We start from the raw sequence: 13,165 nt of genomic DNA, 5'->3' as shown, positions 1-13,165 counted from the left end.
GGAGTCCTAGCGGTAGGTGATCAGGTCGGGGGAGAGGTGGTCGGCGGCGTTGAAGGTGACGAGGGTGGTGCCGCGGGAGCCGCGCACGATCGTCGTCGTGCCGGTGTTGATCGAGACCGGGTTGAGCCGCAGCCAGAGGTCGGTGCGGGACCGTTCGGTGTCGGCGAGCAGGGACGCGGCGGCCCACGCCACCGGTCCGCCACTGGTCAGCACCACGGCCGTGCCGCTGCGGGGCAGGGCCTCCGCGAGCCGGGCGAGGGCCGCTCCCACCCGCGCGGTGAAGGCGGCGAAGGACTCGTCGTATGCCTCGTCGTGGTGGCCCGACGTCCAGCGCCGCGTCGCCTCCTCGAACCACCGCTGGAACGCGGCCTTCTCCGACTCGCCCTCGACCGTGGTCGGCTGGTCGTGGACGGCGAGCACCTGGAGGTGGTCGAACTCGTCCCACCCGGGATCGACGTCGACGGAGGTCGTCCAGCCCGCGCCCTCCAGCACTCCCTCGGCCGTCTGGGCGTGGCGCCGCATCCGGCCGGTGACGACCAGGTCGGCGGTGACGCCCCGCGCGGCGAGGGCGGCACCGAGCACGCGCGACTGCTCCCGGCCGGTGGGGGAGAGGTGGTCGTAGTCCGCGGCGCCGAACGAGGCCTGCCCGTGCCGCACGAGGAGGATGCGGCTCACGCGCCGGGCTCGGCGATCAGCCCGTCGAGGCGCCGACCGATGATCTGCACGGCGGGTCCGAAGAGCGCGTACATCTCGTTGGTCGTCTGGCCGTGGAAGAAGCGGTAGTAGATCTGCTGGGCGATCACCGCCATCCGGAAGAGCCCGAAGACCTCGTAGAAGCGCCACTGCTCCGGGGTCACCGACCGGCCGGTGCGCTCGGCGTACGCCGCCACGAACTCGTCGCGGGTCAGCATCCCGGGCAGGTGCGTGGGCACCCGCCGCATCATCTGGAACTCCTCGTCGTCGTCGGCCTGCACCCAGTAGGCCATCGACCCGGCGAGGTCCATCAGCGGGTCGCCGAGGGTCGCCATCTCCCAGTCGAGCACGCCGACGACGCGCGTCACGTCGTCCTCGGCGAGCACGAGGTTGTCGAGCTTGAAGTCGTTGTGGATGACGCAGGTGGCCACGTCGTCGGGCTGGTGGGCGTCGAGCCACGCCATCACCGACTCGAGGTCGGGCACGTCGTCGGTGCGGGCGTTGCGGTAGCGCGTCGACCAGCCGTCGACCTGGCGGCGGACGTAGCCACGACCCTTGCCGAGGTCGGCGAGCCCGGCCGCCTCCGGGTCGATGCGGTGCAGCTCGGCGAGCACGTCGACGGCGTCGAGGCACAGCGCGCGTGCCTGCTCGGGGGAGAGGGGTACGTCGCTGGGCCACTCGCTGCGCGGGATCACGCCGGGGATGCGGTCCATGGCGTAGAAGTCGCCGCCGATGACGTCGGGGTCGTCGCAGAAGGCGACCATCGTCGCCACGTGGTCGAAGACCGGCGCGAGCGCCGACTGGATGACGTACTCGCGGCGCATGTCGTGCGCACCCCTGGCCTTGGTGCCCGCCGGCGCGCGGCGGACGATCAGGTCGCGGCCCGAGGGGTAGCGCAGCAGGTAGGTGAGGTTGGAGGCGCCGCCGGTGAACTGCTTGACCTCCGGCTCCCCGTCGAGGCCGTCGGAGCTCGCGGCGTGCTCGCGCAGCCAGGCGGCCACGCGGGCGACGTCGAAGGCGTCCTCCTCGCGCACCTCGCGTGCGCCCGGCACGGCGCTCACGCCGTCCCTCCCGCGTCCGCCGCCTGGAGCTTGGCCGCCTGGTCGCGCATCACGGCGTCGTAGGCCGGCCGGTCGGCCCACTTGAGGAAGTAGGCCTGCCGGGCCGCCTCGTCGGGCACGATCACGTCGTCACCGGCGTCGATGCCGGCGAGCACCGCGGCCGCGATCTCCTCGGCCGTGGTGCGCGAACGCTCGACCAGGCCGCCCACGACCCGGCCCACGAGCTCGTCGCTGCCCTGCATGGAGTCCATCAGGTTGGTGCGGAAGTAGGACGGGCACACCACGCTCGCCCGGATGCCGTACGACGCCAGCTCGTGGCCGCACGTCTCGGTGAACGCCACCACGGCGGCCTTCGTCGCGTTGTAGGAGCCCATGCCGCCCGGGTGGACGAGGCCGGCGAGGGAGGCGACGTTGACCAGGTGCCCGGCGCCCTGCTCCTTGAGCATCGGGACGAACGCCTTGGTGCCGCGGACCAGCCCGAAGAGGTTGATCTCGGTGATCCACTGCCACTCCTCGATCGTGCAGCGGTCCACCCGTCCGCCGCCGGCGACACCGGCGTTGTTGACGAGCACGTCGAGGCCGCCCCAGCGCGCGCGGACGGCGTCCACCGCCGCCTCCCAGTCGTCGTCGGAGGTGATGTCGAGGACGAGGTCGACGCCGGGGGCGGCGACGCGGTCGGTGGCGAGCACGTCGTCGCCGCGCTCACGGAAGGCGGCGACCAGCGCGGCGCCGAGTCCGGAGGCCGCCCCGGTGACCAGCACGCGGTTCATGCGGTGTGCTTCCCGAGCTCGATCTTCGCCACGACGTTGCGGTGCACCTCGTCGGGCCCGTCGGCCAGCCGCAGGGTGCGCGCGCCGACCCAGGCGGCCGCGAGCGGGAAGTCGTCGGACACCCCGGCGCCGCCGTGCAGCTGGATCGCCATGTCGATGACGTCGAGGGCCATGTTGGGCACCTCCACCTTGATCTCGCTCACCGCGGAGTAGGCCTCGCGGCTCATCCCCTGGTCGAGCAGCCAGGCCGCGTGCATCACCAGCAGGCGCGACCGGTTGATCGCGATCCGGGCGTCCGCGATGCGCTCGCGGTTGCCGCCGAGGTTGGCGATCGGCTTGCCGAAGGCGGTGCGCTGCGTGGCGCGCGCGCAGGCCAGCTCGAGTGCGCGCTCGGCCAGGCCGACCGCCCTCATGCAGTGGTGGACGCGACCGGGGCCGAGGCGGCCCTGGGCGATCTCGAAGGCGCGGCCCGGGCCGAGCAGGATGTTGGACGCCGGCACCCGCACGTCGTCGAAGGACACCTCGCCGTGGCCGAGCGGCTCGTCGTAGTAGCCCATCGTGGTGAGCATCCGCTCGACCTTCACGCCCGGGGTGTCGCGCGGCACGAGCACCATGGTGTGACGCGAGTGGCGGTCGGCCTCGGGGTCGGAGAGGCCCATGAAGACCAGGATCTTGCAGTCGGGGTTGCCGATCCCGGTCGACCACCACTTGCGGCCGTTGATGACGACCTCGTCGCCCTCGACCCGCGCGGTCGCGGCCATGTTGGTCGCGTCGGAGGACGCCACGTCGGGCTCGGTCATGCAGAAGGCGCTGCGGATCTCCGCGCGCAGCAGCGGCTCGAGCCACTGCTCGCGCTGCTCGTCGGTGCCGTACTTGAGCAGCACCTCCATGTTGCCGGTGTCGGGCGCGTTGGAGTTGAAGACCAGCGGGGCGAGGAAGGAGCGCCCCATCGCCTCGGCCACGGGGGCGTAGTCGACGTTGCTGAGCCCCTCACCGCCGTCGGTGCCGAAGTCCGCGGCGTAGCGCCCGGCGTGCGCCGCCGGGAGGAAGAGGTTCCACAACCCCTGGGCGCGCGCCTTGGCCTGCAGCTCGGCGATCACGGGGTCGGGCGTCCAGCTGTCACCGCCGGACTCGCGCAGCCGGGTGATCCGCTGGTGTGCCTCGGCCTCGATGGGCTCGATCTCGTCGGCGACGAACGCGCGCACGCGCACCTGGAGGTCGGCGGCGCGCGGGGAGAGGGAGAAGTCCATGACGTTGACCTTCGCACACTGTTGAGCAATGCTCAACAGCATGCCCGACGCCGAGGTGACCGCCCCAGCCCCGGCCGTACGCCGTCGCCTCAGCGCGGACGAGCGGCGACGCCAGCTCGTCGCCATCGGTCTCGCCAAGATCGTCGAGACGCCGATCCAGGACCTGTCGATGGACGACATCGCCACCGAGGCCGGCATCTCGCGCGGCCTGCTGTTCCACTACTTCCCGACCAAGACCGACTTCTACCTCGCCTGCATCGCGGCGGCCGGCCGGCGCATCCTGCGCACCACCGCGCCCGACGACGACCTCCCGGGCGATGGGCAGGTCGAGATGACGACGCGGCTGATGGTCGAGCAGATCGAGCGCCGCCGTGGGTTCTACCTCGCGCTCGTCCACCGCCACGGCGTCGCCGACCCCCGGGTCAGCGAGGTCATGGACTCGGTCCGCGACGGCAGCACCCAGCGCGTGATGGCGGCGCTGGACGTGCCGGAGGCCCGGCGCGACGTCGTACGGGCGTGGTGGGCCTACACAGAGGACCGGGCGCTCACCTGGTCGGCAGTGCCGACCGGCGAACGCCCGGTCTCCTTGTCGCAGCTGGTCGGGGAGTGCGTCGCCGCGCTCCACGCCCTGCTGCGGATCAGCTCCTGAGCCGCGGGTGCCGCGTCACTTGGTGACGCGCCCCTTGACGGCGAACCGCAGCCGGTCGTCGAGGGGCTTGCCGCCGCAGGCGAGCAGGGTCTCGCGGTTGCACCGGTAGCGCGTGGAGCCGTTGACCAGGGTCACCGACACGGCGCCGACCTTGCGGTTGTCGAAGGGAACCTTGATCCGGCCGTCGCCGCCGCGGTTGAGGCGGACCATCTTGACCTTGCGCTTGCCGTCGAGCTGGTGGACGACCACCACGGCGGCCGGCGAGGTGCGCTTGGAGGGGCCGGAGACCTTCAGGCTCAGCTTCCACTTCCGCTTGTCGAGGCCGTCGCCGGGGCCGTAGACGTAGGACGCGGACGCGAGGTGGTTGATCTTGGTGCCGAACCGCTTGCCGCGCTTCTTCTTGCTCAGCAGCTTGGCGCCACGGACCTTGGGGCCGGCGTACTCGGCGCCCTCGGGGAAGTTGGCGGCCGGGGTGAGGTTGCCGGCGGCGAACTGGGCGTAGTTCTTGTGGAGGCCACCCTTGCGCCTGAGCACCTTCTGCAGGGCCGGGAGGCTGCTCTTGCCGCCGTCCTTCTTGAGGGTGCCGGCCTGCTTCCACGTCTTCAGCACCAGGCCGTTGCCGTAGCGGGAGGTGAGGTACTCCCAGAAGACCCAGTTGCCGTACTGGAACCCGTTGGTGCGGCTGAAGGCGTCGAGCGGGATGTTGGGCGCGTAGATCTGGCTGACCGGGAGGTACTGGCGGTTGTCGTTGACCGTGGTCGCGATCCGCTCCTCCATCCAGGTGGCCGTGGACTCCATCATCCACGGGTCCTCGGCGTAGTCGTAGGCGTACTGGACGGCGTGGAAGAACTCGTGGCCGGCGGTCACGACGAGGTTGTCCTGGGGCGTGCCGTTGGGGAACTGCGCGGCGGCGAAGTCGTTGTCGAGCACGCAGTAGCCGGAGGCGGTGCGCTTCTTGGCCTGCTTCTCGCCGGCGCAGAAGCCGTAGAGGTCGCCGCCGAGGTCCTTGAGGTAGACGTCGAAGAGCGGGTTGCCGCCCTGCGAGCCGTCACGCACCGGCGCCCGGTAGCCCATCTGGTCGACGATCGTGGTCCACACCGAGTCCATCACCGCGAGGTTGGTCGCGGGCCAGTCCGGCGACGGCGGGGCGTCGGGGCCGGTCGGCACGTAGTGCACGCACAGACGCGTGTTGCACAGCGGCGGCGCCTCGGCGACGGTGTAGCCGAACCCCTGCTCGTCGGTCACGCCGTCGGTGGGACGGGCGAGGAGCGCGTCCGCCTGGCGCCGCTCGGCGCCCCTGAGCTGGGACCGCTTCATCCACAGGTCGCGCAGGACGAGCGTCGCGGACGGGTCGGTGGGCCGGGCGTCACCCGCGAGGACGCGGCGCGCGGTCGCGAGGGTCTCGTCGGCGGTCGGCTCGAGCTGCTCCTCGAGCACCGGCAGGGCCGGCTCGGGGGTGAGCTCGAGCAGGTCGGCGGGGTCGAGGACCCCGGCCGATCCGGGGAAGGAGCCGGGCACGCCCGGACGGTCGGTGTCGGCAGCGACGGCCGGTGCGCCGAGCGCCCCGCCCACCAGTGCGATGGCCACGGCGGTGGTGACGAGTCTGCGCATGGTTCCCCTCGTGTAGGTCATGTCCGGTCGACCCTAACCCGGCGACGCTGCCGGGCGAGGATCACAGATCGGCGATGTGCTCGATGATCGCGGTCGTGGAGATGGCCGGGGTGCGGGCCAGGTAGACGACCTCGCAGATGTCCCCGAGCTCGTCGAACTTCCCGGCCCAGTCGTCGCCCATCACGAGCACGTCCGCGCCGTGCTCGAGGATGTAGTCGCGCTTCTGCTCGAGGCTCTCCTCGACGAAGACGGAGTCGACGACCTTCAGCGCGCCGACGATCGCGAGCCGCTCGCGCTCGCTGAAGATGGGGGCGCGGCCCTTCTTGCGCTCGTTGAGCGCGTCGGCGGAGACGCCGACGACGAGCCGGTCACCCAGCTCGGCCGCGCGCTCGAGGACGCGCAGGTGTCCGACATGGAACACGTCGAACGTGCCGAAGGTGATCACGGTGCGAGGCATGCGCGGCATTCTGGCACGCGGGTCGTCACGGGCGTTGGGGGAGGATGGCCGGCATGGTCGCCTCCTCCGCCACCTCGTCCCGGGGCTCCTCCGCGCGCTCGTCGACGAGCGCGCCGCCGAGTCCCCCTCCGATCTCGCTCATCACGCCCGACCCGGGCGCCGACGAGGCCCGCCGCCGCGGGCTGCGCCGGATGCGCACGGTCGCGGTGGGGCTGCTCCTGCTCGCCGCCTGCGTGTACGTCGCCACGCTCGGGCAGGACGGCTTCTGGGGCTTCGTCAACGCCGGCGCCGAGGCGTCGATGGTCGGTGCGATCGCGGACTGGTTCGCCGTGACGGCGCTGTTCAAGCACCCGCTGGGCCTTCCCATCCCGCACACCGCGCTCGTGCCGAAGCGCAAGGACGAGCTGGGCAAGGGCCTCGAGGAGTTCGTGGGGGAGAACTTCCTCCAGGAGGACATCATCCGCGAGCGCGTGGCCGCCGCCACCATCTCGGCCCGCGTGGGCGCCTGGCTGGGGGAGCCCGCCCACGCCCGCCGCGTGGTCGACGAGGTGGCCGAGGTGGCCGTCATCGCGCTCGACAAGGTGCGCGACGACCACATCGCCGACCTGGTGACGCACGCCCTCGTGCCGCGCTTCCGGGACGAGCCGATCTCGCCGCTCCTCGGCTCGACCCTGATGGAGGTGCTGCGTGACGACCTGCACCACGGCCTGGTCGACCTCGCCGTCGACGAGCTGCACAGCTGGCTGCGCGACAACCCCGAGACCTTCATCCGGGTGCTCGAGGAGCGGGCACCGTGGTGGGCGCCGCCCAAGCTCAACGACGCGGTCACCTCACGGCTGCACGTGCAGGCCATGGCGTGGCTCGAGGACATCCGCGACGACCCGCACCACCGCGCCCGGGAGGCGCTCGACTCGATGCTGGGCCAGCTCGCGCACGACCTGCTCAACGACGAGGAGACGGTCCGGCGGACCGAGGCGCTCAAGGAGCGCCTGCTGGAGCACCCGCAGGTCGTGACGACGGCGATCTCGCTGTGGAAGGCAATGCGCTCCGCGCTCCTCACCTCGGTCCGCGACCCGGAGGGTGCCGTCCGGCACCGCCTCCTCGTCGAGGTGAGCTCCTTCGCCGAGCGGCTGCAGGACGACGCCGCGCTGCGCGAGCGCCTCGACCGGGTCGCCGCGGACCTCACCGTCTTCGCGGTCGAGCGCTACGGCGCCGAGGTGACCACGGTGATCACGTCCACCATCGAGCGGTGGGACGGCAAGGAGGCGGCGCGCCGCATCGAGCTGCACGTGGGCCGCGACCTGCAGTTCATCCGCATCAACGGCACCATCGTCGGCGGCCTCGTCGGCGTGCTGATCCACGCGATCAGCCTGCTGGCGCACTGACCTGCACGACGAAGGCCCGGCCGATCGGAGCCGGCCATCAGGCTCAGGCCCGGCAGGGCTTCATCACGGGCATGATGCGCGACCGGCTCTGGTGGGCGCGCGCGTAGGCATCGTCGAAGTGCGCGCGGTACTGGTCGTGCAGCCACCGGTTGCCCACCACCCGGAGCATGACCTCGTCGTTGTAGAGCAGCCCGCCGCAGGTGGTGTTGGAGGTGCCGGTGACGACGAGGTGCGTCGCCCTGCCCCGGAACTTCGCGTCCACCACGAGCATCTTGTCGTGGGTGAGGACCGTGCGCACCTGGCGGTCCGGGATGTCGCCGCTGGGCAGCGACCTCTGCACCCAGTTCTCCACGGTGTCGCGCGAGGTGACGATGCGCACCCGGCAGCCGCGGTCGGAGAGCCGGGCCAGCTGGGCGCGTACGTCGGCGCGCTGGATGACGGCGAACATCGCCGACACGTCCCGGGCGCCGCGGGTGCACGAGATGTCCTTGAGCGTGGAGAGCAGCAGGTCGCTGCGGTTGGGGTAGACGGCCGCGGTCAGCGGCCCGGACTTCCAGACCTTGCGCCGGTCGTCCCACCGCTCCCCGTCGACGGCCAGCCCCTGGGCCTCGAGCCGCGAGAAGTAGGACACGCCGAAGGCGTAGAGGCCGGGGTCGTCGATCTTGATGAACGAGTTGTACTGGCGGTACTGGCGGTCCTCGAGGTTGGCCGAGGACGTCATGAACGACTGCACGCCGCCGATCTCGGTGACGTAGAACTTCAGGTGCTGCACGTCCTGGCTGTCGGGGAAGGGCCCGGGCGCGCGCCACGGCAGGCAGGCGCCGTCGCAGATCGTCACGTTGCGTCGCGCCGGGTCCTGCTCCTCGAGACCGGAGATGAGGCGGCGGCCGTGCCGGTTGAGGCGCAGGTCGTCGTCCCCGACGAGGAGCACCGTCGCGCCCCGGCGCTGGGCGGCGAGGAGCGCGTCGGTCGGCGCCTTGATGTCCCAGCGGAACATCGCGACCCGGATCGTGTCGCCGGGGCCGGCGGTGTCGAAGAGGCGGCTGGCCCGGTCGAGCACCGTCGGGTCGCGCGGGACCGCGAGCGGGGAGGTGAAGCACGCCTCGAACCCGGCCTGGGCCTGGCAGCCGGTCTTGGCGGCCGGCGCGGCCGGACGGGCGGTGGCCGGCGCCGCGGCCGCGAGCAGCGGCGCGACCAGGGAGAGCACGGTCACGGCCAGCAGGGCTGCTCGACGCATCACCCGCACACCTTGGCACGACTCGCGCCCCGGCTGGTTCACTGGTCCCATGTCGCCCCAACCGTCGCAGCCGTCGCCCCAGCCCGAGCCCGTCGACGTACCCATCCGCGACGAGTCGATCCGGCTGGGCCAGTTCCTCAAGCTCGCCAACCTCGTCGAGAGCGGCGCGGACGCCAAGCCGGTGCTCGCCGACGGGGCGGTGCAGGTCAACGGGGAGGTCGAGACGCGGCGAGGCCGCCAGCTCGCCCCTGGTGACGTGGTCACGCTGGGCGGGCTGGCGGCCCGTGTCGCCACCGGGGAGGCCGAGATCGACGTCCCCTGGTGAGGGGTGGCGACGGGGAGAGGTGAAGACCCCCCGGTTACTTCACCTCACGCGTGAGCACCCGCCAGGTGCCGATCGCCAGCGGCAGCAGCACCCAGAAGCCGACGCCGGTGCCGAGCTGGGCCCAGTCCTGGCCGGCCATCTCCCCGTCGAACAGCGGACGGGTGACCGAGTCCAGGTCGAGCCAGCGCCCGACGTCGGCCAGGGAGCTGAAGACCTGCGTGGCGATCGTCCACGCCGTGGGCAGGACGAGGACCGTGACGATGGCGACGGGCGTGTTGAGGAACAGCAGCCCGAAGGCGACGCCCTGCAGCACGTAGATCAGCAGCGCCAGCACGAGCCCGCCTGCGGCCGCGGCCTCGAGGTCCCACGTGCCGCTGCTCGCGACGGTGGCGAGCGCGGCGGCCGCGAAGGCGACGGCCGTCACGACCAGGCCGAGGGCGAGGGCACCCAACGCCTTGGCGAGCACGACGCGACCGCGGCGCGGCTCGAGGGTGAACGTGACCAGGCCGGTGCGCTGGGTCCACTCCGCGGTGGCGGCCATGATGCCGATGACGGGCAGCAGCAGGGCCAGCGGCAGCGTGGCGATCTGCAGCAGGTTGGCGAGGGTCGCGTCCGTCTCGGGACCCCAGAGGACGAACGCGGCCAGGATGAGGACGGTCAGCGCGGCCATCACGATGACCATCCAGCGGCCGGCACGGGTGTCCACCATCTTGCGCACCTCGGCCTGCAGGGTGCGGGCGAAGGGCACTCCGGGGCGACCCGGGAGGGCGGTGGGGGCGCCGGCCGGGGCTGCGGAGCCGCCGCCCACGGCGGGCGTGCTCAGCGAGGTGTCGGTGCTCATGCTGCGTCTCCTTCACGAGAGGTGGCGGCCGTGAGGCCGAGGAACATCTCCTCCAGGCCCTCCGAGCCGCCGGAGCGGAGCTCGAGGAGCACGATGGACTCGCGGGCGGCGATCTCGCCGACCACGCGCGGCTCGGCCTCGACGACGAGCCCGGAGCCGGTCCGGCTGACGGGCACGTCCGCGGCCTGGAGGAGGCCGGCCAGGCGGGCGTCGTCGGTCGAGGAGACCGACGTGCCGCCGCGGCTCAGCAGCTCCTCCTTCGAGCCCATGGCGACGATCCGGCCGCGGCCGATCATCACGAGGTCGTCGGCCACGATCTGCACCTCGTGCAGCAGGTGGCTCGACAGGAGCACGGTCCCGCCGCCGTCGGCGAAGCGCCGCAGCAGGCCGCGCATCCAGTGGATGCCCTGCGGGTCGAGGCCGTTGGCCGGCTCGTCGAGGACCAGGACCTGCGGCTCACCGAGGAGCGCGGCGGCGATGCCGAGGCGCTGGCGCATGCCGAGGGAGTAGTTGCGGACCCGGCGTCCGGCCTCCTCGTCGGTCAGGCCGACGAGCGCGAGCGCCTCCTCGACGCGGGCCTTGGAGACACCGATCGACACGGCGGCGACCCGGAGCACCTCGCGGCCGGTGCGGCCGGGGTGCTGCGCGGAGGCGTCGAGCATGACGCCGACCTGGCGGCCGGGGTTGTGCAGGTCGCGGTAGGGCTGGCCGAGGATCGTGGCGCGGCCCGAGGTGGGCGGGGTGAGGCCGGTCATCATCCGCATGGCGGTGGACTTGCCCGCGCCATTGGGCCCGAGGAAGCCGACGACACTGCCGGGGCGGACCTCGAAGGAGATGTCGTCGACGGCGGTGAACCCGCCGTAGCGCTTGGTGAGGTTCTCGACTGTGATCATGGCTCCAGCCTGCTGCGGCCGCTGCCCACAGACATCGAGCGCAGGGGTCGCCCGCGTCCGACCTCGGTATCGGCGTCGGCCCGGAGGACGAGACCTGGGTCGGACGCGTCCGCCGTGCCCCGACATCTAGGGTCGGTGCCATGGTGGGAACCGGTCGGCTCGCAGCGACCTGGCGCTACGGCCTGGCGGCCCTGATCAGCCTCACCGTCTGGGGCATCCCGCTGGTCACCGCGACCGAGCGGGCGTCGGATCCCGCCGTGATGTGGTTCCTCGTCGGCGACCCGGTGCTCGGCCTGCTCTCCTTCGTGCTGATCCGCTGGCGCCACCGCCGACCCGCGCTGGTCGCCGGGCTCCTGGTGGCCTTCTCGGTCGTGTCCGCCTCGAGCGCGGGCCCGGGGTCGTGGATCATCGGCTCGATCTCGTCGCACCGCCGCTGGCGGCTGCTGGCCGTGGTGGCCCCGCTGAGCGTGCTCGCCGGGATCGTCCAGGAGCGCATCGGCCTCACCCAGGACACGCTGCCGCTGTGGGCGTCGTTCGCCTTCGGCTGCCTCACGGTGGGCATCCTCGCCGCCACGGGCTATGCCATGGGGTCGCAGCGCCAGCTCGTCGACTCCTACCGCGAGCGGGCGCTGACCGCCGAGCGCGAGCAGCGGGCCCGCGTGGCCCAGGCACAGGCGGCGGAGCGCACCCGCATCGCCCGCGAGATGCACGACGTCCTGGCCCACCGCATCTCGCTGGTGGCGATGCACGCCGGAGCGCTCGGCTACCGCGCCGACCTGAGCGAGGAGGAGCGGGGGAGCGCTGCCCGCTCGATCGAGGACAACGCGCACCGGGCGCTCTCCGACCTCCGGGCCGTCCTCGGCGTGCTCCGTGACCCGACGCAGCCGGTCGGCGCCGTCCCCGAGCGACCCCAGCCGGGCATCGACGACGTCGCCGCGCTGGTCGCGGAGGAGCGCGCCGGCGGGATGCGCGTACGCCTGTCCAACCGCGTCGAGGACGACGTGCCGGCCGGCACCGGGCGGACGGCGTACCGCATCGTGCAGGAGGCGCTGACCAACGCCCGCAAGCACGCGCCCGGCACGTCCGTGACCGTGGACGTGGCCGGGTCACCCGCCGACGGCATCGTGATCGGGGTGCGCAACGCGGCTCCGGTGGCCCGGGCCACCGTGCCGTCGCTCCCGGCCTCCGGGCTCGGCCTGCTCGGCCTGGCCGAGCGCGCCGCGCTGGCCGGCGGGCGCATCAGCCACGGCACGGACACCACCGGGGGCTACGCCGTCCGGGCGTGGATACCGTGGGACTCGTGACGGGAGCGAGCAGCGGGGCGGAGGTGCGTCTCGCGGTCGTCGACGACGACCCGATGGTGCGAGCGGCGCTGAAGATGATGCTGGGCGGCGACTCCGGGCTGTCCGTGGTGGCCGAGGCCGGCGACGGCGAGGAGGCGCTGCGGGTGGTCCCGGCGTCGGGCGCCGACGTGGTGCTGATGGACATCCGGATGCCGGTGCGCGACGGGCTCAGCGCCACGGAGGAGCTGCTGGCGGCCGACCCCGGGCTCAAGGTCATCGTGCTGACGACCTTCGACACCGACGACATGGTGCTGCGTGCCCTGCGCCTCGGCGCGGCGGGCTTCCTGCTCAAGGACACGCCGCCGGCCCGCCTCGTCGAGGCGATCCGCACGGTGGCCGCCGGCCAGCCGATGCTGTCGCCCAGCGTGACCGCCCAGCTGATCGCCGCCGTCACCCGCAGCGGCGGCTCCGCCGACGGGCAGGACCGGACGCGGTCGGCGCGCGTGGCCCTCGACGCCCTCACCGACCGGGAGCGTGACGTGGCCGACGCGGTCGCCCGGGGGCTGAGCAACGCCGAGATCGCGGCCGAACTCTACATGGGCGTCCCGACGGTCAAGACCCACGTCGGGCGGCTGTTCACCAAGCTGGGCGTCGAGAACCGGGTGCAGGTCGCGATCCTGGTCCACGACGCCCAGGCCTAGGTGATCCGT

At 72.6% G+C, this 13,165-nt stretch carries 14 protein-coding genes; 5 read left to right on the top strand and 9 right to left on the bottom strand.

Annotated elements, in window-relative coordinates:
- Positions 1–6 precede the first annotated feature (6 nt).
- The 4 genes from NCI01_RS10285 to NCI01_RS10270 are packed head-to-tail and all read right to left on the bottom strand — an operon-like array spanning position 7 to position 3,774.
- Positions 7–675: a histidine phosphatase family protein gene (locus NCI01_RS10285; protein ID WP_254181390.1), complete on the bottom strand. Its 669-nt coding sequence runs from the start codon at positions 673–675 to the stop codon at positions 7–9.
- On the bottom strand, positions 672–1,754 hold the full coding sequence (locus NCI01_RS10280) for a phosphotransferase family protein (protein WP_254181389.1): 1,083 nt from the start codon (positions 1,752–1,754) through the stop codon (positions 672–674). Before NCI01_RS10280 ends, NCI01_RS10285 begins: the two co-directional genes overlap by 4 nt.
- Positions 1,751–2,524: an SDR family NAD(P)-dependent oxidoreductase gene (locus tag NCI01_RS10275; RefSeq protein ID WP_254181388.1), complete on the bottom strand. Its 774-nt coding sequence runs from the start codon at positions 2,522–2,524 to the stop codon at positions 1,751–1,753. Before NCI01_RS10275 ends, NCI01_RS10280 begins: the two co-directional genes overlap by 4 nt.
- Positions 2,521–3,774, bottom strand: a complete 1,254-nt coding sequence (locus NCI01_RS10270) for an acyl-CoA dehydrogenase family protein (protein ID WP_254181387.1) — start codon at positions 3,772–3,774, stop codon at positions 2,521–2,523. Before NCI01_RS10270 ends, NCI01_RS10275 begins: the two co-directional genes overlap by 4 nt.
- 28 nt (positions 3,775–3,802) lie before the next feature.
- On the opposite strand from NCI01_RS10270, the gene NCI01_RS10265 reads away from it, so the two are divergent.
- Positions 3,803–4,423 carry a TetR/AcrR family transcriptional regulator gene (locus NCI01_RS10265; protein WP_254181386.1) on the top strand — a complete coding sequence of 207 codons (621 nt, stop codon included), beginning with the start codon at positions 3,803–3,805 and terminating at the stop codon, positions 4,421–4,423.
- Positions 4,424–4,438: 15 nt separating this feature from the next.
- Here the strand turns inward: NCI01_RS10265 and NCI01_RS10260 are convergent, their stop codons facing one another.
- Both NCI01_RS10260 and NCI01_RS10255 read right to left on the bottom strand, forming a co-directional pair.
- Positions 4,439–6,034 (bottom strand): MXAN_6640 family putative metalloprotease, encoded by a 1,596-nt coding sequence (locus NCI01_RS10260; protein ID WP_254181385.1) that lies wholly within the window; start codon positions 6,032–6,034, stop codon positions 4,439–4,441.
- Positions 6,035–6,095: 61 nt separating this feature from the next.
- Positions 6,096–6,491 carry an FAD synthase family protein gene (locus NCI01_RS10255; protein ID WP_254181384.1) on the bottom strand — a complete coding sequence of 132 codons (396 nt, stop codon included), beginning with the start codon at positions 6,489–6,491 and terminating at the stop codon, positions 6,096–6,098.
- Between the two features lie 53 nt (positions 6,492–6,544).
- On the opposite strand from NCI01_RS10255, the gene NCI01_RS10250 reads away from it, so the two are divergent.
- Positions 6,545–7,876, top strand: coding sequence for a DUF445 domain-containing protein (locus NCI01_RS10250; protein ID WP_254181383.1), 1,332 nt, complete (start codon positions 6,545–6,547; stop codon positions 7,874–7,876).
- A gap of 43 nt (positions 7,877–7,919) precedes the next feature.
- Here NCI01_RS10250 and NCI01_RS10245 read toward each other — a convergent pair whose 3' ends face one another.
- Positions 7,920–9,113 carry a phospholipase D-like domain-containing protein gene (locus NCI01_RS10245; RefSeq protein ID WP_254181382.1) on the bottom strand — a complete coding sequence of 398 codons (1,194 nt, stop codon included), beginning with the start codon at positions 9,111–9,113 and terminating at the stop codon, positions 7,920–7,922.
- 49 nt (positions 9,114–9,162) lie between these two features.
- On the opposite strand from NCI01_RS10245, the gene NCI01_RS10240 reads away from it, so the two are divergent.
- A complete protein-coding gene (locus tag NCI01_RS10240; protein ID WP_254181381.1) occupies positions 9,163–9,438 on the top strand; it encodes an RNA-binding S4 domain-containing protein in 276 nt (91 codons plus the stop codon).
- Positions 9,439–9,472: 34 nt separating this feature from the next.
- On the opposite strand, the gene NCI01_RS10235 is transcribed toward NCI01_RS10240, so the two are convergent.
- Together NCI01_RS10235 and NCI01_RS10230 are read right to left on the bottom strand one after the other, a co-directional pair.
- Entirely contained in the window at positions 9,473–10,279 is an 807-nt protein-coding gene (locus NCI01_RS10235) for a hypothetical protein (protein WP_254181380.1), read from the bottom strand.
- Positions 10,276–11,172, bottom strand: a complete 897-nt coding sequence (locus NCI01_RS10230; RefSeq protein WP_254181379.1) for an ABC transporter ATP-binding protein — start codon at positions 11,170–11,172, stop codon at positions 10,276–10,278. The genes NCI01_RS10235 and NCI01_RS10230 overlap by 4 nt, the downstream gene beginning before the upstream one ends.
- Positions 11,173–11,312: 140 nt before the next feature.
- On the opposite strand from NCI01_RS10230, the gene NCI01_RS10225 reads away from it, so the two are divergent.
- Both NCI01_RS10225 and NCI01_RS10220 read left to right on the top strand, forming a co-directional pair.
- Positions 11,313–12,476: a sensor histidine kinase gene (locus tag NCI01_RS10225; RefSeq protein ID WP_254181378.1), complete on the top strand. Its 1,164-nt coding sequence runs from the start codon at positions 11,313–11,315 to the stop codon at positions 12,474–12,476.
- A complete protein-coding gene (locus NCI01_RS10220) occupies positions 12,473–13,156 on the top strand; it encodes a response regulator transcription factor (RefSeq protein ID WP_308213210.1) in 684 nt (227 codons plus the stop codon). Before NCI01_RS10225 ends, NCI01_RS10220 begins: the two co-directional genes overlap by 4 nt.
- Positions 13,157–13,165 lie beyond the last annotated feature (9 nt).

Source organism: Nocardioides pinisoli (assembly GCF_024199985.1).
Classification (GTDB): Bacteria; Actinomycetota; Actinomycetes; order Propionibacteriales; family Nocardioidaceae; genus Nocardioides; species Nocardioides pinisoli.
This window is presented reverse-complemented; position numbering and strand designations above follow the sequence as displayed.